Source organism: Streptomyces sp. NPDC005820, from assembly GCF_040630255.1.
Classification (GTDB): Bacteria; Actinomycetota; Actinomycetes; order Streptomycetales; family Streptomycetaceae; genus Streptomyces.
Genome location: NZ_JBEXXE010000019.1, coordinates 106,376 through 129,727 on the forward strand (window position 1 = coordinate 106,376; position 23,352 = coordinate 129,727).

General features: G+C 67.2%; 25 protein-coding genes and 1 pseudogene. 25 read left to right on the plus strand and 1 reads right to left on the minus strand.

The genetic code is table 11. From position 1 onward, the window contains the following. Nucleotides 1–162 precede the first annotated feature (162 nt). The 25 genes and pseudogenes from ABZ464_RS23905 to ABZ464_RS24025 all read left to right on the plus strand — a co-directional run bounded on the left by ABZ464_RS23905 (nucleotide 163) and on the right by ABZ464_RS24025 (nucleotide 19,974). Nucleotides 163–414, plus strand: coding sequence for a hypothetical protein (locus tag ABZ464_RS23905; RefSeq protein WP_359279663.1), 252 nt, complete (start codon nucleotides 163–165; stop codon nucleotides 412–414). 128 nt (nucleotides 415–542) lie between these two features. After that, nucleotides 543–1,952, plus strand: a complete 1,410-nt coding sequence (locus ABZ464_RS23910; RefSeq protein ID WP_359279664.1) for a glycosyltransferase family 4 protein — start codon at nucleotides 543–545, stop codon at nucleotides 1,950–1,952. Between the two features lie 88 nt (nucleotides 1,953–2,040). Continuing rightward, nucleotides 2,041–2,706, plus strand: a complete 666-nt coding sequence (locus tag ABZ464_RS23915; protein WP_359279665.1) for a hypothetical protein — start codon at nucleotides 2,041–2,043, stop codon at nucleotides 2,704–2,706. After that, nucleotides 2,706–3,413: a hypothetical protein gene (locus tag ABZ464_RS23920; RefSeq protein ID WP_359279666.1), complete on the plus strand. Its 708-nt coding sequence runs from the start codon at nucleotides 2,706–2,708 to the stop codon at nucleotides 3,411–3,413. Before ABZ464_RS23915 ends, ABZ464_RS23920 begins: the two co-directional genes overlap by 1 nt. Beyond that, the gene (locus tag ABZ464_RS23925; protein WP_359279667.1) at nucleotides 3,413–4,219 is read left to right on the plus strand and encodes a hypothetical protein; all 807 of its coding nucleotides are present in this window, start codon (nucleotides 3,413–3,415) and stop codon (nucleotides 4,217–4,219) included. The genes ABZ464_RS23920 and ABZ464_RS23925 overlap by 1 nt, the downstream gene beginning before the upstream one ends. Before the next feature lie 14 nt (nucleotides 4,220–4,233). Next, a complete protein-coding gene (locus ABZ464_RS23930; RefSeq protein WP_359279668.1) occupies nucleotides 4,234–4,827 on the plus strand; it encodes a hypothetical protein in 594 nt (197 codons plus the stop codon). After that, a complete protein-coding gene (locus ABZ464_RS23935) occupies nucleotides 4,817–5,194 on the plus strand; it encodes a hypothetical protein (RefSeq protein ID WP_359279669.1) in 378 nt (125 codons plus the stop codon). Before ABZ464_RS23930 ends, ABZ464_RS23935 begins: the two co-directional genes overlap by 11 nt. 81 nt (nucleotides 5,195–5,275) lie before the next feature. Further along, a complete protein-coding gene (locus ABZ464_RS23940; protein WP_359279670.1) occupies nucleotides 5,276–5,734 on the plus strand; it encodes a hypothetical protein in 459 nt (152 codons plus the stop codon). Between the two features lie 261 nt (nucleotides 5,735–5,995). Then, nucleotides 5,996–6,187: pseudogene (locus tag ABZ464_RS23945) on the plus strand (helix-turn-helix domain-containing protein); the annotation flags it as partial. A 196-nt stretch (nucleotides 6,188–6,383) separates the two neighbouring features. Next, nucleotides 6,384–6,923 carry a hypothetical protein gene (locus tag ABZ464_RS23950; protein ID WP_359279671.1) on the plus strand — a complete coding sequence of 180 codons (540 nt, stop codon included), beginning with the start codon at nucleotides 6,384–6,386 and terminating at the stop codon, nucleotides 6,921–6,923. Nucleotides 6,924–7,239: 316 nt separating this feature from the next. Beyond that, complete coding sequence (locus tag ABZ464_RS23955) at nucleotides 7,240–10,479, plus strand: hypothetical protein (protein ID WP_359279672.1); 3,240 nt, start codon at nucleotides 7,240–7,242, stop codon at nucleotides 10,477–10,479. A 74-nt stretch (nucleotides 10,480–10,553) separates the two neighbouring features. Continuing rightward, entirely contained in the window at nucleotides 10,554–11,894 is a 1,341-nt protein-coding gene (locus tag ABZ464_RS23960) for a hypothetical protein (protein ID WP_359279673.1), read from the plus strand. A gap of 200 nt (nucleotides 11,895–12,094) precedes the next feature. Then, nucleotides 12,095–12,409 carry a hypothetical protein gene (locus tag ABZ464_RS23965; protein WP_133909668.1) on the plus strand — a complete coding sequence of 105 codons (315 nt, stop codon included), beginning with the start codon at nucleotides 12,095–12,097 and terminating at the stop codon, nucleotides 12,407–12,409. After that, a complete protein-coding gene (locus tag ABZ464_RS23970) occupies nucleotides 12,406–12,732 on the plus strand; it encodes a hypothetical protein (protein ID WP_359279674.1) in 327 nt (108 codons plus the stop codon). The genes ABZ464_RS23965 and ABZ464_RS23970 overlap by 4 nt, the downstream gene beginning before the upstream one ends. A 152-nt stretch (nucleotides 12,733–12,884) precedes the next feature. Then, a complete protein-coding gene (locus ABZ464_RS23975) occupies nucleotides 12,885–13,592 on the plus strand; it encodes a hypothetical protein (RefSeq protein ID WP_359279675.1) in 708 nt (235 codons plus the stop codon). Nucleotides 13,593–13,857: 265 nt separating this feature from the next. Next, nucleotides 13,858–14,769, plus strand: coding sequence for a hypothetical protein (locus ABZ464_RS23980; RefSeq protein WP_359279676.1), 912 nt, complete (start codon nucleotides 13,858–13,860; stop codon nucleotides 14,767–14,769). Nucleotides 14,770–15,134: 365 nt separating this feature from the next. After that, nucleotides 15,135–15,377 carry a hypothetical protein gene (locus ABZ464_RS23985; RefSeq protein WP_359279677.1) on the plus strand — a complete coding sequence of 81 codons (243 nt, stop codon included), beginning with the start codon at nucleotides 15,135–15,137 and terminating at the stop codon, nucleotides 15,375–15,377. 145 nt (nucleotides 15,378–15,522) lie between these two features. Then, entirely contained in the window at nucleotides 15,523–16,167 is a 645-nt protein-coding gene (locus ABZ464_RS23990; RefSeq protein WP_359279678.1) for a hypothetical protein, read from the plus strand. Nucleotides 16,168–16,251: 84 nt separating this feature from the next. Then, entirely contained in the window at nucleotides 16,252–17,103 is an 852-nt protein-coding gene (locus tag ABZ464_RS23995; protein ID WP_359279679.1) for a hypothetical protein, read from the plus strand. Nucleotides 17,104–17,117: 14 nt separating this feature from the next. Next, nucleotides 17,118–17,432, plus strand: a complete 315-nt coding sequence (locus ABZ464_RS24000; protein WP_359279680.1) for a hypothetical protein — start codon at nucleotides 17,118–17,120, stop codon at nucleotides 17,430–17,432. A 58-nt stretch (nucleotides 17,433–17,490) separates the two neighbouring features. Next, the gene (locus ABZ464_RS24005; protein ID WP_359279681.1) at nucleotides 17,491–18,177 is read left to right on the plus strand and encodes a hypothetical protein; all 687 of its coding nucleotides are present in this window, start codon (nucleotides 17,491–17,493) and stop codon (nucleotides 18,175–18,177) included. 11 nt (nucleotides 18,178–18,188) lie between these two features. Beyond that, entirely contained in the window at nucleotides 18,189–18,479 is a 291-nt protein-coding gene (locus ABZ464_RS24010) for a hypothetical protein (RefSeq protein WP_359279682.1), read from the plus strand. Between the two features lie 83 nt (nucleotides 18,480–18,562). Then, on the plus strand, nucleotides 18,563–19,375 hold the full coding sequence (locus ABZ464_RS24015; protein ID WP_359279683.1) for a peptidoglycan-binding protein: 813 nt from the start codon (nucleotides 18,563–18,565) through the stop codon (nucleotides 19,373–19,375). 12 nt (nucleotides 19,376–19,387) lie between these two features. After that, on the plus strand, nucleotides 19,388–19,681 hold the full coding sequence (locus tag ABZ464_RS24020; protein WP_359279684.1) for a hypothetical protein: 294 nt from the start codon (nucleotides 19,388–19,390) through the stop codon (nucleotides 19,679–19,681). Then, nucleotides 19,678–19,974, plus strand: a complete 297-nt coding sequence (locus tag ABZ464_RS24025) for a hypothetical protein (protein WP_133909680.1) — start codon at nucleotides 19,678–19,680, stop codon at nucleotides 19,972–19,974. The genes ABZ464_RS24020 and ABZ464_RS24025 overlap by 4 nt, the downstream gene beginning before the upstream one ends. A gap of 90 nt (nucleotides 19,975–20,064) precedes the next feature. Here ABZ464_RS24025 and ABZ464_RS24030 read toward each other — a convergent pair whose 3' ends face one another. Continuing rightward, complete coding sequence (locus ABZ464_RS24030) at nucleotides 20,065–22,842, minus strand: N-6 DNA methylase (RefSeq protein WP_359279750.1); 2,778 nt, start codon at nucleotides 22,840–22,842, stop codon at nucleotides 20,065–20,067. Between the last annotated feature and the right edge of the window lie 510 nt (nucleotides 22,843–23,352).

Here is a 23,352-nt window from a genome sequence, read left to right on the forward strand (position 1 = left end):
AGAGCACGCCCCTCGCTCTGCCGAACAGCGACATCACCGTGCCCGAGGCCGGCACGTACGAGCTGACGGCCGACCTGCTGTTCATCGCTACGTGGAACTTCACCGGCCGCCACATCGCGTCGATTCTGGGCTCAGTGGTTCAACGTCGACGCGAACGCGATCGTGACCAACTCCAGCCGCTGGTGGGTCCACGACGACCCGGGCGGAAACGTCGGCCTCGTCGGTCTCGCCTCCGTCTGGGAGAACGTCACCTGCCGTGGCCTCGTCACCGTGGCCGGCCCGACGACGTTCCGGATCCGCGGCATACGCGGCACGGGCAACGGTGCGGCCTCGACGACCGCGAACGTTCAGCACCACATCCAGAACAACGGCGGCTCGTCTCCGAACCTGCTCGTGTGGAGGAAGCTCTCGTAAAGGGCCGGGCTGGCGACGCGCCACGCCGTGCTGGTCCCGCATCGCCCGACCCTCACGCCTCGGGGGCCTGACGTCCGGTACCCGTGGCAGCGCCCCTACGGCCACCCCCTGACCCCCGAAAGGCCCCCATGCGCATCCTGTCGTTCCTGCCGACGCACGAGCCCCCTGCGTACCTTCGCGCCATGGCGGCGGCCGGGCATGAGGTACACGTCGTCACGACCGTCCGTCGGCGGGAGAGTCCACGCGAGGTGGACGGCGTGCAGGTGTGGCCTCTCGGCTACTGGTGGCGGGCCAAGCAGGCGTCCCAGCCCGATGTCCTCGTAACAGTGGCCGGCGACCGACAGGCTGAGCGCCTCATGCCCAACCTGCGGCGTACGCCGCAGCTCGTGTTGCCGGACACCGACGCGGACTTCGGCGAGTTCGAGGAGGCGTGCATCCGGCGGCTTCCTGCCCACCGGCAGGCGGAGGCCCGTGTCACGGTGCCGAGCGACCCGCTCGCAGGGGAGCGGACCAAGGTAGTGGCGTGGATCCACTTCGGGGTGCCGTATCGGCGCGCGGGTTCCGAGACGATGCTCCAGACGATGATGCGCGCCCTCCGTAACACGGGCGTGGGCGTGCTGGTGGTGTGCTCCTCGATGCCGGAGGCGCCGCCGTCATGGGAGGTGGACGGCGTCCCCTACATCCACCTCGGGCCACTCGCGGCCGAGTTGCTGTTCAGGTCGATGCGCCCGCAGGTGATGGTGACGCACCACAACTATGCGGACCGCGCTGTCGGCCTGGCGAAGGAGATCGGGGCGCGGTCGGTGCTGCTGATGCACTCCGACTACGACTACGCGGCCCGATCGATGCAGTCCGGGCCTGACCTCATCGTCTACAACACCGAGTGGGTGCGCGCGTCGCTCGCGACCCGCTATCTGGAGGTCGACCGGACGCCATCCCTGATCGTGCACCCGCCTGTGGTCCCCGAAGAGCATCGCGCGCCGGCCACGGGCGACCGGGTGACCCTGGTCAACCTCAGTTCCGACAAGGGCGTCTACACGTGGCGGGGCGTTGCCCGGCTGCTGCCGCAGCTGCCGTTCCTCGGCGTGACCGGCGCGCACGGCATTCAGGTCACGCAGCCTCTCTTGCCGAACCTGCGCGTGATCCCGCAGACCTCGGACATGCGCGGCGAGGTGTGGGCGAACACGAGGGTGCTGTTCGTGCCCAGCGTGTATGAGTCGTACGGCATGGCGGCCGTCGAGGCCCTCGCGTCGGGGATCCCCGTCATCGCCCATCCCACGGCAGGCCTGCGTGAGGCCCTCGGGGACGGGGCGACGTTCATCGACCGGGACGACCATCGCGCGTGGGCGCAAGCCGTTGCGAGCCTGTACGCCGACGGAGACCGCCGAGCCGCTGCTTCCGCTGCGGCGCTCGCCAGGAGTGCGTACCTCGCGAACCAGGTCCGCACCGACCTGAAGGTGTGGGTTGACGCCGTCGAGGACTTGGCCAGGGGCGTGTTCGAGCAGCGTGGAACCCTTGCCGGGGTGTCGGCTGGCTAGACTTTCAACGTCGCTGGTTTAGGGCCGGACTCCTGCAACCCCCAGGAGTCCCTGCGTGTCCTGCCCCCTGATTGCAAACGCCGACGTCATGCGCATCACCAGAGTCGACCAGTGCGGTAACCCGGTCTGCGGAGACGACAACGGCTACGTGTTCGAGTGCTTCAGCTCCCTCGCCATGAACGTCAACTCCGACGACGGCGACGACATCCAGTACAAGGCCGCGAACGGCAAGGTCTGCGGCTTCAAGAAGGGCTGCCCGACGTTCAACGGGCTCGACCTGGAGCTCAACGTGTTCTCCGTGTCCCCGGAGATGATCGAGATCCTCACCGGCAACCCCGTGTACCTCGGCTACGACGGGCAGCCCATCGGCTTCGACACCTGCTCCATCCAGTGCAACACCGGCTTCGCCCTGGAACTCTGGGCGGAGGTGCTGGGCGAGGAGTGCGCGGACGGCGCCCAGGGCCAGTGGCTGTACTGGCTGATGCCGTGGGTCACCAACGGGATCATCGGCGACCTGGAGATCGGGTCGGAGGCGGTCACCCTCCAGATCACCGGCTCCACCCGCGCGGGCGGCTCCTGGGGCGTGGGCCCGTACGACGTGCAGCCGCTCGACGCGGCCGGCACCCCCGGCCCGATGCTCACCCCGCTCGACGCGTCCTGCCACCGGCGCACGTTCATCACCACCATCGCCCCGCCCGAGCCGTCGTGTGACTACACGCCGGTGACCTGCGACTCCATGTCCCTCGCCTCGTAATGGAGCTGCCGGACATCGTCGTTCCGGTGCGGGAGGGAGCTCAAAACGAGCAGCTCAGGTTCGCGCTGCGCTCGTGGACGGCTCACCTCCCGCACCGGCATGTGTGGATCGTCGGCTACCGGCCGTGGTGGGCTGCCGGTGCCCGCCACATCCCCACCCACCAGCGCGGGTTCCCCGCGTACGTCAACACCACCACCGCGGTGCGCGCCGCGTGCGAGCACCCGGAGGTGTCCGACCCGTTCCTGTGGGCCAACGACGACTTCTTCGTCATGGCCCCGCAGCCGTCTCCGTTCCCGGTGCTCCACCGCGGCCCGGTGCGGGAGGTGTTCGGCCAGTACGGTTCCCGCTCCACCGGGTACGTGGCCGCGATGCGGGAAACGCACGCCTTCCTCGTCGGCCTGGGCTACAAGGCCCCTACGTCCTTCGAGCTGCACGTGCCGCTGCCCGTCCACAAAGACGGCATGCTGCGCGCCCTGGAGGTAGGGCAGGGCCACGACGTCCACAAGCGGACCGTGTACGGAGTGACCAACGGCATCACCGGTACGGCGATGACGGACGTCAAGGTCGCCCGGCGCGGCCCCCAGTTCGACCCGGAGTCGCCATTCCTGTCGACGATGCCGGACAGCTTCCACAACGGGGCCGTCGGCCGGCACATCCGCGGCGCGTTCCCGCAGCCGTGCCCGTACGAGGTACGGAGGCCACGCTGATGCTGCGGATAGGCCCGTGCGAGCCGTGGCCGTTCGAACCCGACTGCTGCCAACTCCCGGAAGGCGTCGAGCAGGAGACCATCGACCGCCAGCGGGCCGTCGCCACGTTCATCCTGTGGGCGTTGTCCGGCCGACGCTGGGGCCCGTCCTGCCCATACACGGTGCGGTCGTGCCGGAAGCGCTGCCTCGACTCCTACCCGCTCACCGTGGGCAGGGCCACAGCCGGGCCGTGGATCCCGTACCTCGGCCGCGACGGGGCCTGGCGCAACGCCAGCGTGTGCGGGTGCGCCAGCGACTGCTCTTGCGGCGAGCTCTGCGAAGTGCGCCTCGAAGGACCGGTGCACGACGTCCTGGCGGTGGAGCTCGACGGCGAGACGCTGCCGACGGACGCATACCGCGTCGACGCCTCCGGGCTCCTCGTCCGTACGGACGGCGGCTGCTGGCCGGACTGCCAGGACATGGCTGCACCGTGCGGCGACCCGAACACCTTCTGCGTCACCTACCGGATCGGCCTGCCCCTCGACGAGGCAGCGATCGCCGCGTTCAGCGCACTGGTCTGCCACCTCGTCAAGGACTGCTCGGGCGGCTGCGGCTGCAAGGTCGCCACGAACAAGAACCTGAGCCGGATCTCGCGGCAGGGAGTCGACCTTGAGTTCGCCGACCCGACGGTCATCTACTCCGAGATGCGGACCGGTATCGCAGCCGTCGACATGTGGCTGACCGCCGTGAACCCCTACCGGCAGACCTCGCCGAGCCGCGTCATCAGCCCGGACTTCAAGCGCCCCCGCCTCCAGATCTGGCCGTAGAAGGGGAAACCGCTGTGCCACTCCTACCGCTCGCCATCCATGAGGCCGCCTCGAACCTCCTGGCCTGCGTCTGCGCCACCCTCGACGATCTGGCGACGAAGGTCGAGGACTACCCGGGCTGCCCGACCTGCCGGCGCTGCCTCGTGCCCGGCCTGCCCGCGTGGGACGAGTGCGCCGACCCGTGCACCGGCGACGTCGGCGGGCAGCTGACGGTGAACCTGTCCCGCATGTACGCCTCGACGAACTTCCCCGCCGAGGACACCAGCCCGCAGAACGTACGCGGCTGCACGCCTCCCCTGTCGACGGCCGTCGAACTCGTCGTGACCCTGCTGCGGTGCGCGCCCGGCCCGACCGAGGAGGGCTGCCCGCCATCGTGCGAGGACCTCGAAGCGGCGGCCCGGGTCACCCACATCGACGCGGTCGCCGTCTTCAACGCGATCACCTGCTGTCTGGCCACCACCGGAGGACGAGGACGACGGCGCGGCCGGCCGTACATCCTCGGCCGTCAGCAGACCCTCGGCCCGCAGGGCGGCTGCGTCGGCGTCGAGCAGCGCGTGACGATCGCGCTGCCAGGCTGCAAGTGCCCGGAGGCCGACTGTGAGTGTTGAGGTACGCATCGAGCCCGGCCGGATCGCCCGTCTGCTGCGCGCCCGGGGCAGCATCGCCCACCGGCGGATCAGCCAGCGCACCGAACGCGTCGCCGAGATCGCCGAGAGAGAGGCGCCCGGGTCCATGGGCTCCTACATCTCCTGGAAGGTGCAGGACGGGCCGCGCGGCCTCGAAGGCGTCATCATTTGCGACCACCCCGCGGTACGGTTCGTGCTCGACGGCACCCGGCCCCACATGATCCGCCCCCGCCGCACGAAAGCCCTCCGCTTTGACGTCGCCGGCCGAACCGTGTTCTCCGCATACGTGCGCCACCCAGGGACGCGGGCGAACAAATTCCTCCAGCGTGCGCTCCAGCAGGGCCGCTGACCTCCGCTCTCAGTCAGTCGCGGTCGGGGAGCCCTGACCTTATGGTTGGAGCTGGGGGCATTACGTCGAGGCAGGCGCGTCATGATCAAGTGGATCCGAGACTGGTTCAGGTCCCGTGAAGCGGCGCTCAGGAAGAGCCTCGTCAGCCCTTCCTCCCGAAAAACACGCCTATACCTCTGGACCATCGGGGTTGTCCTATTTTCCCTCATGGCGGTCTGTTGGCCTCTTATCACCGGCGCCGGTCATAAGACACCGGCGTTCATTTTTGGTGGCGTGGAGTTCATCTTGGCAGGCATCGTCATCATGGTTGGCGGGGTGACGGACCTGCTCTCTGCTGTCGCCGAACGGCGGCCACGTGCTCGTGCCTTGACGGTTCTCGTCAGTGTTCTTCTGGGATCTGTGAGTCTGGGTTTCAGCGCTCGCCTCTCTGCGGATACCGGTGTCCCGTCGGCAGGCTATATCGCTATGTCGGTCGCGTTGTTCACTCTCGCTGCGGCTTGTGGAATGTATGCCGTGTGGCTTGCCGAGAGAGGTGACTAGTTGATGGTGGTGCTCGTCATCTTGACAGCTATAGCTGGTTTCCTGCTCGCTCTGGCGATATATGTCGGCTGGGCAGAGGGAAAAGTGCATAGGGGTACCACTTCCTCACCAAGTGAGTCTGCGGCTTATCTTGACGAGCGCAGCTTCGAGGCATTTGCGGCGGAGGAGACCCCGTCAGTAGGGGAGGGGGAATCCGAGGAGGGGTATGCATCGGACGCGGAATATCCACCGGAGGAGCAGTTTGAGTCAGAGTGGCACAGGAGTCTAACCGGCACCGCGCGGGCCGATCTCGCGGAAGAACTAGCGGCGAAATATAAGTCCGGTGTGAGCATCCGGGAGCTGGCCGAGGAGACCGGTCGCCCGTATGGCTTCGTTCACCGGATGCTCAGCGAGGCGGGTGTCACGCTTCGAGGGCGTGGCGGAGTGAGAAGCGGCCGGAAGCAGCGTTCGTCACGGCGCGCATCCGGCAGCGTTCGTGAAGAGGACACAGAAGACGGTGAGTCTTGACAGGCCGCAACATGGGCTGTTTCCGCCATGAGGATCCGTCGGCTGCCGCTGAAACAGGCTCTGTGCCAGCTCTTTGGAGCCGTACTCTGGCCTGCGCCGCTGGTTTTGGGCCGGGCAAGGAGCGGGAGACAAGGAACCACCCGTGAGGAAGTCGTTTGCACTTCACACCGAACCGCACGTCGCCGATATCGGCGGAACTGAGCTGGAGTTCCAACCGGAGGTCATGGGGGATGAGTTCATGGACGCCTACGCCGAGCTGCGCGACGCGCAGAAAGCGAAGGGTGTGGACATGGACAACCTCGCCGAAGCCGACCCGAAGGACGTACGGCGCACTGTCCGCGCCCTGCGCCTGTTCCTCGCCCGGCAGATGCTCGAAGACTCCGCGGACCTCTTCCTGCGGCTGAACGTCGTCAGGGACGGCGAGACGCTGGAGACGTTCCAGGACTTCGACCAGGCCGAGGAGTTCGCCGCCCAGCACGAGGGCGCCCGTGTTGCCGACGCGCTCCGCCTGCCCACCCGCGTCATCGTCGAGCTCCTCGAATGGGTCGTCGAGCTGTACGGGGGTGGTGGTAACCGCCCTACTACGTCGTCTTCCGCCTTCTCGACTCCATCGCGGCAGGCTGGGAGGCGTGGGACGGGAGTCTCGCCCTCCAGGGCGTCGACCCCCACACGTGGCCGCTGAGACGCCTCCTGAACGCCGCCGAGGTGGCCATGGACGCGGCGGCGGAGGACGACGCGGCCCGCGCCCGGAACCGGGCCCAGTTGTACGCCCCGCCGAAGGGGGCCCGTCGACGGCCGGCCGAGGGGGCGAGGCCACGCACCGCGGCGCGCATGGACGCAAGCCAGGCACGGGCGCTGATGTCGCAGGCGGCGGCCGAGGACGGCCGCCTACAGAGCCGCAGGTAGGCGGATAGTCTGGAGACCACGGCAGGCGCTCACGCGCGGCCGTAGCCGCTGGTTTTGGGCCGGGCAACCACACGCGAAAGCGGGGTTGCCCGGTGGCCGGCGAGGACGAGGACTACGGGTCCGCCCGGATCACGATCACGCTGGACGACAGCGGGATCGTCCGGGACGCACGCGACCTCGGCATCCGCATTCAGCGGGCGCTCGACCGCGCGACGCGCAACGTCGGCGACCAGATCCGGCGGAACATCCAGCGCGGCCTCAACGCCGCCTCGGTCACCGTCCGAGTCGACCCCGATCTCCGGCGGTTCGACGCGCAGCTCCTCAACGGGCTCCGCTCGCTCGACTCGATCAATGTCCCGGTCGCCCCCGACCTGACTGGGTTCGTCGAGCGGATCCGCGCCCTGCTCGCCGGCGAAGAGGTGAGCATCCGGGTCATCCCGGACCTGGACGATTTCGACGCGCGGATCCGCGCGCACAACGTCCCCGACGTCACCGTTCACGCGAACGTCGACGTCGACAGCGACCGGTTCACCCGGGCGCTCGCCGGGCTTTCCGGCATCGCTGGGCGTACCGGTGCGGCGCTCACGTCCGCGCTGCGGTTCGGCGTCCTCGGTGTCGCGGCGGCCGGTGCTGCCCAGGGCGTCATCACGCTGACGGCGGCTCTCGCACCGGCCGCCGGGATCGTCGCCGCCTTCCCCGCCGTGCTCGCCGGGGCCCGGGTGGCGCTGGGTACCCTCCGGCTCGCTGTCCTCGGCGTCAGCGACGCGCTGTCGGCCGTGCTCACGGGTGACGCGGCGAAGTTCCAGGAGTCGCTGGAGAAGCTCGCCCCGGCCGCGCAGCAGGCCGTCATCGCCGTCCGCGACCTGGCGCCGGAGCTGACGCGGGTCCAGCAGTCCATCCAGCAGGCGTTCTTCGCCCAGTTCGCCGGTGACGTCAAGGCAGCGATCACCAACCTGCTGCCGCTGCGGACGGAGCTAGCCGGCCTCGCGACCGAGTTCGGGAAGGCCGCCGACGAGGGCCTGAAGTTCGCGGCTTCGCAGCAGGCCGTCGGGCCGCTGCGCTCGATCATCCAGGGCACCACGCAGGCCGCGTCCGGGCTGCAAGCCGTAGTCGCCCCTCTGGCGAAAGGCTTCCTCGACGTCGCCGCGGCGGTCTCGCAGGCCTTCGGGTCGCAAGTCGCCGGCGTCATCGCTCAGGTAGGTGCGCAGGTCGGGACGTTCCTGTCGGAGTTCGCCGCGTCGGGCCGGGCGGTCGAAGCGGTACGGGGTGCGGTCGGCGTCTTCCAGCAGCTCGGCGCAATCGCCTCGAACGTCGGGCAGATCCTGTCCAGCGTCTTCCCCGCCGCGAGCGGTGCGGGTGGCGGGCTGCTCAACAACCTCCAGACGATCACGGGGGCGTTCCGTGGCTTCGTCCAGAGCGCGGCCGGTCAGGAGGCGATCGGGAACGTCTTCAAGACGCTCGGGACGGTCGCCGCCCAGCTCGGGCCGATCCTGTCCGCGCTCGTCACGCAGCTCGGGCAGATCGCGCCCGCCCTCGCCCCGGTCTTCTCGACCTTGGGCCCGGCGATCACCGGGGTCATCAACGCGCTCGGGCCCGCCCTGGCTGCGATCGCCCCCAGCCTTCAGACCGTCGCGTCCGCGCTCGCGGAGGCCTTCGCCGCCATCGGGCCGTCCCTCGGCCCCGTCGGCGAGGCGATCGGCTCCATCGTTCAGGCGATCGCCCCGCTGCTGCCGCTCGCCGGGCAACTCGTCGCGACGTTGGCGCAGATACTCGCACCGGTTCTGCAGAACCTCGCGACGCTGTTCACGCCGATCATCCAGGCCCTGGTCGGCGCGCTCATGCCGGTCCTGCCGCAGATCGCCCAGGCGTTCTCGCTGCTGGCCACGGCGATGCAACCGCTCGCGGCCGGTGTCGGGCAGGCGATAGCTCAGCTCTTCCAGAGCCTCGCCCCGGTCCTGTCGACGCTGGCCGGCGCCCTGGTGCAGGTGGCGACCGCGCTCGTCCCGGTCTACCAGGCTCTCGCGGACGCGCTGCTGCCCGTCCTCCCGGCGATCGTCCAGGCGTTCGACGCGATCCTTCAGGCGCTCATGCCGCTGGTCCCATCGCTCGTGGGGCTCGTCGAAGCGCTGGCGCCGCTGGTGGTGCAGATCCTCCAGCTCCTGGGGCCGGTCTTGCAGATCGCGGTCGCGTTCGCGGGGTGGACCGTGATCAACGTCGTCGTCCCGATCATTCAGGGCGTCGTCGGGGCGATCACCGGGCTCGTCTCCATCCTGACGGGCGCCGTCACGTTCATCACGAACCTGCCGACCCTCATCGTCACCGCGCTCACCACGCTGGGGACGACGATCTCCACGTTCTTCACGACGCTCGTCACCACCGTCACGACGTGGTTCACGACCGGGTTCCAGGCGGTCGTCGGATTCTTCACCTCACTGCCCGGCATGATCATGTCGGCGCTGGCCGCGCTGCCAGGGCTGCTCGTCAACCTGTTCGTCCAGGCGGTCGCCGCCGTCGGTATCGCGCTGCTGACCGCGATCGCCGGGATCGTGTTCATCTTCACCGAGCTGCCCGGCCGCATCCTCACCGCGCTGTCCACGCTCGGGTCGGTGATCCTGTCCGCGTTCACGTCCGCCTTCAACACGGCACGCGCCGCGATCTCCTCGTTCATCTCCTCGGCGGCCTCGTTCTTCGCGCAGCTGCCGGGCCGGATCGTCAGCGTGCTCGCCGCGCTGCCCGGCCGACTGGCGTCGGTGTTCCGCTCGGCCGGCTCCAGCGCGCTGTCCGCTGCCCGCTCCGTCGGCTCGTCCATCGTGTCGTTCTTCTCGAGCCTGCCAGGCCGCATCGTCTCTGCCCTGTCGGGGCTCGGGTCGCGGCTCGCGGGCGTCTTCCGGTCGGCGCTGGGCAGCGTGACCGGCGCGGTGAGTTCGATGATCTCCGGGATCGTCAGCATGTTCTCCGGCCTGCCCGGAAGGATTGTCGGCGCTCTCGGCAACATTGGCTCGCGGATCATGTCGAGCATCAAGAGCGGCCTCCCTTCGGCCGTACGCAAGTACCTGCCGTTCGCGGAGGGCGGCATCGTGCTCGGGCCGACGCACGCCCTCGTCGGCGAGGCAGGCCCCGAGGTGATCATCCCGCTGACGAAGCCGAAGCGGGCGCGGCAACTCGCCGCCCAGTCAGGTCTGAGCGAGATGCTCGCCGGTGGCGGCTCCGCCTCGTCCGGCGGCGACAGCGCGGTCACCATCGCGCCCGTGTTCAACATCTCCCAGGTCGGCGACACCGAGACGACGGCCGCCCGGGTCATGCACCGCATGGCGCTGACGTACAGCATGTGACCTGGTGGGGCGGCCGTAAGCTGAGGGGCGCCGCTGGTTGTGGGCCGGGCACCTCACCGAACTAGGGGTGTCACGTGCTGACCGACTTCCTCCAGGTAGGCGGTATCGAGGTCATCAACACGGCCCGCCTGCGCGCCTACCTCGAGACCGTCGGCTCGCCGCTGGACTCCGGCTCGGACATCTGCGGCTGCGACACCCTCGCCCCGGTCGTCCTCGACCAAGACGGCCAGCCGTACACGACACCCGACGACCTGGATAACCCGGCGCCCTGGTACGACCCTGACGTCCCCGAGAGCGCTGACTTCGCCGGGTTCCTGCCGCTCTCCTTCGACGGGATCGACGACTATCCGGTGAAACGGGCGGTCACGAACGCCGTCATCGGCGGCGGCGCGCTCGGCCCCGCCCGGGTGCAGCCGCGCACCATCACCGTGACCGGCATCCTCCTCGGCGCCACCTGCTGTGCGGTGGAGTACGGACTGCACTTCCTGGCAGAGGCGTTGCAGGGCTGCACCGGCAGCGCGTGCGGCGGCGACTGCGTGACCATGTTCAACTGCTGTCCCGGAGAAGAGGAGACAGCGCAGGAGTTCAACGAGCGGCACCGCCGCACCTACCGGCGCGTGGCGCTCGTGGAGGGGCCGACGGTCACGACCCGGCACGGCGACGGCTCGTGCAGCTCCGGCCGGTGCTCCATCGGAGCGGACGTCATCACCGTGGAGTTCGTTCTCGTTGCCGCCACCCCTTGGGCGTGGACGGACGAGATCCCGCTGCTGGACGTCCACCTGCCGACCGACGACGGCACCGAGTGCATCACGTGGTGTCTGCACACCGGCACTGGAGCATCCGGTGAGTGCGCCGACGGCGGGTGCAGGCTCGCGGGCTGCCCGGACGTGGCGGCCGCGTGCGCGGATCCGGCGTGCACACCGCCGTCGCCCCCGCAACCGGCCGTGCCCTCTTCCTGCTTCTGTGAAGCGCTCGCCACCAACAGGGAGTGCTACGAGCTCGACCTGTCCAACCGTCCCGCGTGGGGCACGGACGTGCCGGTGATCTCGGTCTTCGCCGGGAGCGAGGACCTGCGACGCCTGACGATCTCCTTCTACGAGCGCGCAGAGCAGGACGGCGACGCGTCGTGCGCGGAGATCGCGGACCGCAAGCGCTGTGATCCGCTCGCAGTGTTCGAGGTCAGTTTCATCCCCGCAGGGGGGACGCTCCTCCTGGACGGGCAGATCGGCCGCGCCACCGTGGAGTGCGGCGGAGAGTGCGAGACGAGCACCAGTGTGTGGGGAGCCGACGGCGCCCCGCCCACATGGCCGGCCTTCGACTGCGCCTCGATCTGCGTCTGCCTGGAAACGGACGCGATACACCCGCCCGCCGACGACGCACGGCTGACGATCGGGGTCACCGGCCGAGGTTACTGACTGGCCGAGGAACGCCTCGCTCACAAAGCCGTGCCGCTGCCCGCTCCGTCGACAGGGTCGCACGACCCTCACGGCCGTGGAGGGGAGGATCTCGTGACGCGCCACTCATGATCACGATACAGCAACGGCACTTCCATGGAAGGTCCACAATCGCCACACTCTTCATACTTTCTGTTGATGTTTGGCCGCAGAGGAGTCAAGTGGCAATCCGTAAGAGCGTGGAGGAGACCCTGGTCGTCGCTGGAGAACGCGACGAGTGGCTCACCCGCTGCGCCAAGGGCCTCATGACCGCCGGATTCAAGGACGTACGGACGAGTACGGTCCTTGGGCAGGTGACTGGCGCATACAAGACGTTTTCGACCAATGGCGAGTTGATCATCACTGTGGTGCCGAGTGGACATTCAGGGCACACCCAACTCACGCTCCGCTCGACTGCGGCGGTTGACAACCTCTATGCCTTGTTCGCCAGCCCGAACAAGAAGATCCTCGCGACCGCGAAGGCTAGCTTCGAATGAGCGCGGCCCCGGTTGAACAGTCCCCAACCAAGCTCTGCTCCGCTTGTGGAACTCTCACGCAAACGGTCAAGACCTTCTGCCATGAGTGCGGCACCGCATATGGTGAGCCAGGCGGCGGCAGATCGGCAAGCTTCGTCTGGGGCGCCTTTGCTTGCGCGGCAGTATCCCTGCTCTTCTTTCCCATCGTTCTCGGGCCTCTCGCCATAGTGCTGTCGGTACTCGCAATGAAGCGGAAGGAGCCGCACGCCGCCCTGGCCCTGGGCTTTTCCGTTGCAGGCATGGTGTTCGGCTTCATCCTCGGCGCCTTGGCCTTCAGTTCCTAGGAATCTGTCGCGAAAGTACTGGGCGCAGCTATTCGTTGAGGGCTGCGGTAAGTACGGTTGCGTCGTAGCGGATGGCGAGTTTGTCGTGCCTCGCGGCCACGGCCCGGTGCCGCTTGAGGTGAATGATCCTGTACTTGGGGGACGGAACGGACATGGCTGGCAAGAAGGCGATCGTTGGCGTTGTCATTGCGCTGGCGACGGTAGGGGCCTGCATGGCTCACGGGTCCACCCCCGCCAGCAGCAAGGATCCCGTCAACAGCAAGGGCCCGGCCGCGAGTAAGCACCCGGCCGCAAAGAAGAGACCGAAGGCAAGTGATTCGCCGAGCACACCGCCGGCTGGAACCGACTTGCGTTTCAGCGGAGACATTAAGGGAAGCACTCGCGGGGCGCTGAAGGTACTCCACGGCAAGAGCGGGGCCCACTACGATTACATCGTGCCCGATGGTGCCACGCAGTGCGTGATGCCCGCTGATGACGGCGCCTGGGAAGCACAGTTCACGGTGCGCATGAACGGCATCGGCTGGGAGATCTCCATCGGAAATGGCGCCTCCTTCGGTTCTCCGAAGCCAGGCAGGCACTTTGCGGTGTACGACGCCGATACGAACGGCGAGTCGGGCGTGCTGACCTTCGACATTGCCTCGGACAAGGCTCCAAGCAGCGTCGTGCTTGGTAGCGGGATTGGGAAGTTCCAGTACGTCTACTACCTCCCTGAAGATCACAATAAGGGCAGAGCGTTGGTCACGATCGACCACGGACTGACCTCCGGCACTCTGGACGCCTGGCTTGCCCCTTGGGAGCAGGAGAACGACCAGGAGAAGCCGCTGTTCCACATCACTGGCCGCTGGGCCTGTAACGGTTAAGCACCGCGTAGTCCGAGCGTCTTTGCCGGGAGCTGTTTCGGGGCGAGTGATCGCCGCCGCGTAAGCGGGTCGGGCGGTCTGCGGACCACGCCTTAGCCTGGTGTGGCGCCGCTGGTTTTGGGCCGGGCCTCCTTCTCCCACAGGGGGCCCGTTGTCTTCAGCAGGGTGTGGCGTCCACTCGGCCTACATCGTTGACCGTCGCGGCTCGGTCGTGACGCTGGCGAACATGCTGGTGTCCGTCGACTGGACGAGGATCTTGGACGACGTGAGCACAGCGCACGTCGTGGTCATCCCGGACGGCGACTGCTGCGCCCAACTCGGCAACGTCCGCACCTGGCGACACAAGCTGGTCCTCGCCCGTGATGGTGTCACCGTGTGGGAGGGGCCGATCATCCAAGCCGAGTGGTCCTTCGGGAAGGTGGAGCTGTGGGCCTCCGACATCCTGGTCTGGCTTGACCGGCGAGTCCCTCACCAGTCGATCGTCTTCGACGGCTCCGACCTCACCGACATCGCGAACTGGCTGATCGAGGACGCGTTCGCGCCGGACGACCCCGGCCACACGGTGGACATCCTCAACCCCTCCGGTGTGGAGGGCGGACGGCAGTACACCGAGGACATCGGGCAGACCGGCGATCACCTCCGCGATCTCGCGGACACCGGCCTTGACTACACGGCCATCGGCTCCACGATCGTCCTCATGCCGGAGGACTGGGACGCGAGCGTCGGCATGCTCACGGACGTCGACTTTCCCGAGGGCCTGGTCGTCGCCGAGGACGGCTCCGCCCTCGCGACCCGCTACATCGTGCACGGCGACGACGACAGCGGCGTCAAGGGCGTCTCGGGCGGCACGGACTCCTACTACGGGCTCCTCGAACGCAGCGTCGAGGAGACCTCGGTGACGACGAACGCCTCGGCGGCATCGGCGGCGCGGTCGAAGCGGGCGGCGGCCTACCCGGTGCCGGTGTTCCTCAACTCCGACGAGGTGACCTTGTCGCCGGAGGCCGCGGTGGACGTGGCCAAGCTCGTGCCGGGCTGGTGCGTGGACGTCGCCACCGCGGCGACCTGCCGGCCACTGCGGCAGCGGCTGAAGATCGGCGGCGTGAAGGTCTCGGAAGACGGCGACGGCGAGAGCGTCCAAGTCACGCTGGCGCCCTTGAGTAGCGATCTGGGGGACTGATGGCGGCGAGAGGATCCGCGGCACGGCGCACGATGGACAACCCCATGGGCGGCGCCCTGCGCGATCTGAACCGCAAGTCCCGGACGCTGTCCAGGAAGCCGGGCAGACGCGGGCCCCAGGGGGAGCAGGGCGTACCGGGACCGGAGGGTGAGCGAGGTGTGCCGGGGCCCCGGGGTGAGCCAGGTCTCCGAGGGGAGCAGGGTGTACCGGGGCCACTTGGCCCGCCCGGAGAACGGGGCGTGCCGGGGCCGGCGGGTGTGCCGGGACTGCCTGGCCCGCCTGGTGAGCGGGGTGAGCAGGGGCCGCCCGGACCACGCGGTGCGGCGCCTGCTGCCGCAGTCATCACGACGGCTGCGGACGGCCGCGTGACCTGGACGTACGCCAAGCCGTTCGCGGCGGCCCCGGTGATCAGTGCGCTCCCTGTCGACCCCAACCCGGGCGATGACCGCACGGTGACGGTGACCCTGGAACAGGTCACTGCCTCGAGCGCGACGGTCCGCGTGTGGCGGACGCAGCCGCTCCTCGGCTTGGGCCTGCTGCCGCTGCTGCCTGCCGGGGCCGGGGTGCAGGTGCACGTCACCGCGAGCGGCGAGCCAGCCGATATCTGACTGGCACGTACCCTTTCGGTGCCGCTGGTTTTGGGCCGGGCACCAAGTCGGATTCATGGGGTGATTCCGGGTGGCCCGCGCGTGCGTGTGTGACGACTACTTCACTGTCTCTGAGAGCGGTGAACTGTGCCTGAAGCCGGGGACGATGGGCCTGCGGCAGATCCTCTACTACAGCACTCCGGGGACGTACACCTTCCGCAAGGCGTCGTATCCGTGGCTCGCTCGTGTCCGGGTGAAGGTCCAGGGCGCCGGTGGTGGTTCGGCCGGTGCGAACGCGGACAGTGGTGAGGCGATCGCACGGCCGGGCGGGACCGGGGGCGCCTACGGTGAGTCGCTCATCAACGCGTCGGCGCTCGGCACGAGCGAGACGATCATCGTCGGTGCGGGCGGCGACGCGGGCGGCGCGAGCTCCGACGGAGATGACGGCGGCGCGTCGCAATTCGGCGGCTTCATCAACGCACCTGGCGGGTACGGCGGTACGTCGAACATGCCGTCAGGCACAACCGCGAACACTTCGGCGGGCATCAACGGGCCGAACGCGGCGACCGGCAACTTCCGGGCCGGTGGCGGCGCCTCGGGCGCCTCGATCCGGTTGACCGGCGGTTTCGCGGTGGCAGGGGAGGGCGGCGACAGCATGCTCGGCACGGGTGGTCGTGGCCGTACGACAGAGGGCAACGGAGACTCCCCCCGCGGCAGCGGAGGCGGCGCCGGCGGGGGCCTCTCCTTCGGCGGCGACATCGACGGCGGCACGGGCGGCAACGGCATCGTCATCATCGAGCTCTACGGGTGATGAGCAGCCGATGTCGGCACAAGGGGCCGCCGTAGACTGACGTTCAGCCGCTGGTTCTGGGCCGGGCCGGATCACCTCGAAAGGGTGGGCATCTTGGCCAGGTGTCAGTGCGGCGGCGACGGCTGCAACTGCGTTGTCATCGCCGGTGAGAACGCCGAGGTGACGGGTGCTGGAAGCACCCTGAACCCCTATGTGGTGTCGGCCGTCATCGACTGTGAGGACGTCCGGCCGTGCCTGTCCGCCGGGGACGGCATCGCCTACGACTCCTCGACGGGCATCATCACAGCCTGCCCGTCGGCCGACACGGGCAACAACCTCACGTACGGGTCGGACGGCTGCCTGTTCGTGCCCACGGGCGCGGCGACGGTGTCCGTTGGCTGCGGCCTCCAGGGCGATGGTTCCGGAAGTGCCCCCGTGGAGGCCAACGTCGCCACCTGGCCGTTCAGCTGCGGCATCTCGGCGAACGGCGGCGGTGTCTACTGCGACCCGAGCACCGGTCAGCTGAAGACCGACCCGCCGTTTCGGGCCCGCTACCGCGAGGTGGGTATCAACGACGCGTTCGCCGCGCGCACGGTATCGAGCGCTGAGACGACGGTGGACACGATCAGTGTCAGCCTGGCCAACCCGGACCCGTGCCGGGCCGCGTTCGTGATCGTGCACCGGACGGTTGATGTGGACTTCAACCTCCCGGCCAACGGAGGCGCGGCAGCGTCAGGGATCAACGGTGACGACGTCAACTACATGAGGAACTCCGGCAGCACGGCCATCACGGCATGGCACGGGCAGCACAGCGTGATGCACAACGTCACCATCCCGGCCGGCGGCACTCAGGCGATCCCCCTGAACATCACGGTTGGGCGGGGTGCCGGTGGCGCCACCTATACCCGCATTCAGGCCACCATCCGAGCCTGGCTGTTCTCCATCCCTCTGAGCTGATCGGGGCCCGTGCTGTGGACGAGACCACGACGACGACGCGCTACTACCAGTTCGATGACGGGCGTCTGCGTGAAGTGACGCTGTCGGACGGTGTGAGCGTGTCCGTCCCCGACGGCTCGGTCAGGCTGAGTGCCGAGGAGTACACGGCCGCGCTCGGCGTGATCGAGCAGGAGCGCGCCGCGGCAGAGGCGGCGGTCCAGGAGGAACAGGAGGCCGAGGCGAGGAGCGCGTACCTTGCGCTCGTCGCGATCCTGCCGGAAGCAGTGGCCCGTCGCCTGTCCGGCTACCAGGGGACCGGCGTAGATCGTGTGCAGGTGCTGGAAAGCTAGACTCCTGGTAGCCGCTGGTTCTGGGCCGGGCGAGGCGCTCTGATAGGGAGTGGTCCCCATGGCCTGTTGCGGTGGTGCCCGCGGGTGCACCTGCACCGTTACTGCGGGGTCGGGTGTCGAGGTCGACGGCAGCGGCAGCACCTCGAACCCCTACGTCGTCAGCTCAACCGGTGCCGTCGCCGCAACGGGGTGCGGGCTCACGGGCGACGGTTCTACTGGTACGCCTCTCGCTGCGGCAGTTGGGACCTGGCCGTACGCGTGCGACGTCGACGACCAGGGCGGCGGCGTCTACTGCGATAGCTCGGGCGTCCTGCGTACGGCCCCGCCGGTACGCCAGGACAACTTCTCGAACGCCATCAACCAGGTCCAGAGCCCGGCGCTGGCGGTTCCGACGGTGGCCGAGCGGACCATCCGGCAGCTGACGTTGACCGTGACCAACCCGGACCCGTGCCGTGTCGCGCAGGGGATTCTGTTCCGGGAGGTCGATCTGGACTTCAACCTGCCTCCCGGTGCGGGCGCCATGGCCGGCATCGACGGCGACGACATGAACTACCTCGCCAACGGCGGTGACACCACGGTCTTCGCGGTCCACTCGCAGGACAACAAGATCACCCCGTTCACGCTGAACCCCGGCGAGACGCGGACGATCACGATGGACATCGACGCCGGCCGTGGATCCAACGGCGCCACGATCCCCCGCATTCAGGCCACGCTCCGCGCGTGGGTGTTCTCCAACCCGCAGTAAGGGGCCGAGCCATGGCAGCAGAGCAGATGTTCTACTACGAGTTTCCCGGCGGCGCCGTTCAGGAGCGCGTCACCAGCGAGGCCAGCCCGCAGCACCCTGCGGACGCCACGCTGCTTACCGAGGACGAGTACAACAGCAAGCGGCAGGCGGTCGAGGCAGCCCTAGAGCAGAACCAGGCCGACATCCAGGCGCAGGAAACCGCGCGGAAGAAGGCGGCGTACGACGCACTGGTGGCGGGCGGATTCGACACGGGCGTCGCGCAGACCCTCTCTGGCTACACCCCGCCTCAGCCGATGCGTTGAGCCAACGACTTGGGGAGCACTTACACTCCTGTTCTGAGCTGCTGGTTTTGGGCCGGGCCTCCTCACCCGAAGGGGGTCTGACCGTGGCATGGTGCCCGTTCGCCAAGAAGATGGAGCTGCAACCGGAGTCGGACAGCCAACCGGCGATCCGGCCGACCCAGTTCATCGTGCACAGCATCGTCGCCCCGTGGACGCCGCAGCGAACGTACGAATACTGGCGCGACTCGACCAACCTCGAATCGCACTTCGGGCTCGGCTACGACGGCTCGCTCGGCCAGTTCATCGGCACGCAGACCAGAGCGGACGCGAACGCCGCCGCGAACCGCCGCGCGGACGGGACCGGCGCGGTGTCGCTGGAGTCGGCATCGAACCTCGAAGCGAGCGACCCCTGGACGGACGAGCAGGTCGAGACGCTCATCCGGCTCGGCGTGTGGCTGCACCAGGAGCACGGCATCCCCCTGCGGCTGTGCCGGTCGGCCGACGACCCTGGGTACGGCTATCACCGAATGTTCTCGGCGTGGAACCCCGACGCCCACGCCTGCCCCGGCGGCGCTCGCGTCAAGCAGTTCCGCGAGGTGGTGTTCCCGGGGATCGTCGCCCGCGCCACCGGCAAGGCCCCGGCCAAGCCGACGCACGAGCCGTTCCCGGGTGAAGCGTTCTTCATGAACGGGGACGGGCCGGCGCTCGGCAAGAGTTCGCCGATCTTCACCGCGATGGGGAAGCGGCTCGTCGAGGAGGGGTGCGGCCGGTACAAGGTCGGCCCCGGGCCCAAGCTCGGCCAGGCCGACGTCGACTCGTACGAGGCGTGGCAGCGCAAGTGCGGGTACAGCGGGACCGCCGCGAAGTGGCCGCCCGGCCCGACCACCTGGAACAAGCTCCGGGTGCCCAACGTCTGAAAGGGAGTCGTCATGCTGCTGCCCTCCGTACTGCGCACGCTGGTGCCGCTGTTCGCCGGCTGGGTGATCGTCGTCGTGTCCAGGCTGGGCTTCTCCGTCGACTCCCACACGGTGCAGACAGCGATCACGCTCGGCGTCGCCGCCGCGTACTACGTCGTGTTCCGGTTCGTCGAGCGGCTCGCCGAGAAGTACCACGGACCGGCCTGGCTCAAGGGCGCGGCCGGTGTGCTGCTCGGCTACGCGAAGCCCCCGCGGTACCAGGCGACGGACGACGTCGCCGAGCTGCTCAGGCAGAGCCGCACGTGAGCGGCGCCCCGGAGCCGGAGGCGTCTGCCGTCGCGATCGAGCTGGAGCGGCTGCGAGGCACGGTTACCACGGGGTTTGCTGAGGTCAAGGGCAGCTTGGCTGTCCTCGTCGAGCGATCCACCCGTAACGAGCAGGATCTCGTCAGGCTCCGCGACGACACGCAGAAGGCCCTCGACGCGCTCGGGACCGAAGTCGAAGCGCTCAAGGCGCGGCGCTGGCCGCTCGGCGTCCTGGGCGCCCTGTCTGGTGTTGCGGGCGCGGCAACAGGCGCGATTGCCCTTTTCGTGCGCTGACGCCCGCACCTGTGACTGAGCACCCGCCCTCCCGCTCCGGGGCGGGTGCTCTGCCGTTCTGGGCCGTGAAGGTGACGCGGGAGGCCAGCCTCAGGCTAGGCGAACACTCTTGCTCCATGTCCCGGTTTCTTGCAGCTTCGACCGAATTTGATCCAGTCGCTTAGCGACAGCTGCAATTTGTCGCTGCCTTTCCAAATCTGGATTCCCAGCTCCATCCACAGGAACTTCGATGGTCAACTGGGCGACTCGCCTGGTATAGAGCTTCGCTTCATATAGGTAGCCCCCTTGTGCGATTGTTTGAGCCAGGGCGACAGCCAAGAAACTGAGATCGATATCATGCTCGGGCAGCTTCCCGATATCCGTTCCCTTATCTTCAGCCTTGGTTTCGGCTCCCAGTTCGAGCTGTCCGTTCTCGGATTCCCTGGGCCATGGTTGGACGATGACCACGTCGTCAGTCATCACGCAGTTGGCTTCTCGATAAAAGACTGTGCCCACGGCCGATGCTCCAGTAGCCATGACAGTCACAGAGGGGTAGGTCTCTGACTCAACTCCGCGATCCTTGAGCCAATCCCGGTCGATGTATCCCTTGACTGTCTCCGGGCGAGTGAAAACCGAATACACGGGGACTTCTCCAGGGTGGTCGCGCAGGTCGACATTGCGAATCCTGACCCCTGATCTGACTTGGAATCTGCTTGCATCCGACAGTGCGAATACCTTTGTGGCGCCAGTCTGCAGCCGAGCCAGTTCCTCCTTGGCCTGTCGAAGGTCGTCGATCAACTCCTGGAGAGTCTCAGTTGCCAGGTCAATGAATTCTCCGCGCTCGATCGTGTCCGACCGCTCGCCAAGTTCAATGTGTTCAGCATCTGTCCAGTGCCGGATTACATCCCACCGCTCGTCCGGCGCAAATGCACTAGCTGGGACGATCTTTGCGAATGCGCAATCCTCGTAACGAGTGGGGCGTGGAACCTTCTCTCCCATGCCGGTGTTCGCGTAATGAACGAACAAGTCAGCCAGGATTGCGAGGTCATTGTCGTCAGGAGTCGGAACTCGTTCATAGTCAAGGGTCTCGCCGATGCTGCGAGCGATCCCGCAAAACACTGGCGGCCGAGACTGATTCTTAACCCTGCGTCGCTCCAGGATCAAAATATATGTAGGCTGAGCAGTGTTGAAGAAGGCGTTGCGGGGGAGCTGCAAACTTGCCAGGATGTTGCACTCTCGGAGTAGCTCTTTCTTCATCCTCTGGGCGGTTCGATTGAGTAGTCCCAGAGGAACGATGACGAAGGCCCGCCCCCCGGGTTTGAGTGCGCCAGAGATGTAGCGGAGGAATAGGGCCTCCACTCCGAGGCCGCCAGTATCGTAATAGCTCTCCAGGTACACGCCATTCTTTTTCCCCTCGACGTGTTCAATCTCCTTTCGATAGATCGAAGATCCCTGAGTGACGTACGGGGGGTTGGTGAGGATTACATCAACTGAGTCCCTGGGCGGGTAGAGCAATCCGCCCAGGGTCTCGTTGTCATTCATCAAGAGGAACGTGTTAACGAGAGCCTGATTCAGGGCTTCTGGAGTGGTCTGTGGATCACGCACAGATTCAGCAAGGTGCAACAGCATATTGGCTTTCGCCAGTATGTTCGTGGAGGCATCTACGTCGATACCCACGAGCTTGACTCGTTGCCGTGGCTGGCCATCGACGAAGCTGACGTTTCCGGGCAGTGCGTCCGGGAAGAGTAGAGGCTCGAGCAGGAAGCCGCCCACGCCAGCGGCGGGGTCTAGTACGACGGAGTCGTCAGGAAGGGCGTTCAGCTGCGCCATCTTGACCATGGGCTTCACGATATTCCGAGGCGTGAAGAACTGTCCCAAACGCTGCTGGCGGGCCGAACGCTTCAAGAAGGTCTCATAGAGGCGCAGCTTGAACTCTGGGTCGATGTTCGTCAGAGCCCCAAAGTTCTGGAATTCCTCCAAGATCTCACAGAACGTGCGATTGTAAGAGGCGATAGTGGTCGTTACCGACGAGCGAAGGAAAGCGAACCCGTTGATAATTGAAGTGTAAGAAGTGACGGTTGCGAGACCGAAGAGGTTCCGAACCTTATCGTCATCAACAATCAGTCGTTCGGCAAAGATCTGCTTGATGCGGGGGCGGATGCTGTTGACGTAATACTCAATCTGGGAGCATCCCTTATTGCGCTTGAACTCCTCAGGATCGGACAAAAGGACGTCGAACCGGTAGTCGGCAGGCAGGACGGACAGCGGAAGGTTGTCGGACAAAAACTTCAACATGAAGATTTCAACGAAGGTGAGCAGGCAGTCCTTCGGCTCGGCCTTCGTGGCGTGCCAGATGATTTGCCAGACAGTCTCGGACAGCGGTCGAGGGTCTCGCTGCACATCGGATTCCCCACGGTAGAGATCCGAGAGGACGGATGGTGTAAAGTCTCGACTCTCGGTAATCTCCACGATCTTGCCTGATGCGGCCGAAGCGGCTGCATCAATGTAGCGAAACCGCTCACCATCCGTGGTGAGGGCGAGACGGACGCCCATTGCCAAGGCGCCCACCACGGCCTGCTCTGCTGCCGCTAGTTCGTCTTCTGCCCTGCGAAGACGCGCCTTGTCCTTCCATTCGGCAACCGCGACAGGGACTACCCTTCCTGCAACTCGATGCACATAGATGTTGTCAGGCTTGCACTGGCCGGCGCGCTTAGGTGCTTTGTAGCGCTGGCAAGGGAAGGAGACCGTGCTGGCGGGCGTGAAGTCCAGGCCTGCTTTCGAAAGCCTGGTGACAGTTGTAGCTCCGAGTTCGAGGACCTCGAAGTCTCCGAACCGCTTCCCCTTGATCCCGTCGGACGTCAGGTACCCCTTCTGGGCAAGCTCTTCCACGCTCAAGGCAACCACCATCCGTCACGCCGGTTACCGCGATCAACCACGGTCCGGGAAGCTACTGATCTCAACCATGACTCTACTCACACAGATCGTCACCCAGTTGCAGGGTATGGTTCAGCGCGCGCTCGCGCGTGTACGCACTTGACTGTGTGTCGGGTCTGCTTCCCGACCTCGGCTTCTACTCCGCGTTGCAGGGCCTGGTGCGGTTCGCGCGCGGTGATCACCGCGCGCAGCTGGCACCACGACGAGCACCCCGGCCTGGAGCCGATGGGGCTGCTCCGGCTGCCGCCGACCCGAGCTCAGCGAGGCGCTCACCGTGCTGGCGAACGCCCGCGCCGAAGCAGTTCGCGAGCGTGTCGAGAGGGCCATCACGGACCACTTCGCCGAGGCGCACGCCGACCGCTGAACCTGCCCCAGGATGATGTCAGTGGCTGCTGCTACGTTGGTGCCAGTCCTTATCCGTATTGGCTGCTCGCTGCGCTTTTCGGCTGGACCTTGCCGCCCCGC

What these genes read in the sequence shown, in the direction of transcription:
- ABZ464_RS23910 (WP_359279664.1), top strand. Translation starts at nt 543, where the DNA reads ATGCGCATCCTGTCGTTCCTGCCGACGCACGAGCCCCCTGCGTACCTT.
- ABZ464_RS23915 (WP_359279665.1), top strand. Translation starts at nt 2,041, where the DNA reads ATGCGCATCACCAGAGTCGACCAGTGCGGTAACCCGGTCTGCGGAGAC.
- ABZ464_RS23920 (WP_359279666.1), top strand. Translation starts at nt 2,706, where the DNA reads ATGGAGCTGCCGGACATCGTCGTTCCGGTGCGGGAGGGAGCTCAAAAC.
- ABZ464_RS23925 (WP_359279667.1), top strand. Translation starts at nt 3,413, where the DNA reads ATGCTGCGGATAGGCCCGTGCGAGCCGTGGCCGTTCGAACCCGACTGC.
- ABZ464_RS23940 (WP_359279670.1), top strand. Translation starts at nt 5,276, where the DNA reads ATGATCAAGTGGATCCGAGACTGGTTCAGGTCCCGTGAAGCGGCGCTC.
- ABZ464_RS23970 (WP_359279674.1), top strand. Translation starts at nt 12,406, where the DNA reads ATGAGCGCGGCCCCGGTTGAACAGTCCCCAACCAAGCTCTGCTCCGCT.
- ABZ464_RS23975 (WP_359279675.1), top strand. Translation starts at nt 12,885, where the DNA reads ATGGCTGGCAAGAAGGCGATCGTTGGCGTTGTCATTGCGCTGGCGACG.
- ABZ464_RS23990 (WP_359279678.1), top strand. Translation starts at nt 15,523, where the DNA reads ATGGGCCTGCGGCAGATCCTCTACTACAGCACTCCGGGGACGTACACC.
- ABZ464_RS24005 (WP_359279681.1), top strand. Translation starts at nt 17,491, where the DNA reads ATGGCCTGTTGCGGTGGTGCCCGCGGGTGCACCTGCACCGTTACTGCG.
- ABZ464_RS24010 (WP_359279682.1), top strand. Translation starts at nt 18,189, where the DNA reads ATGGCAGCAGAGCAGATGTTCTACTACGAGTTTCCCGGCGGCGCCGTT.
- ABZ464_RS24020 (WP_359279684.1), top strand. Translation starts at nt 19,388, where the DNA reads ATGCTGCTGCCCTCCGTACTGCGCACGCTGGTGCCGCTGTTCGCCGGC.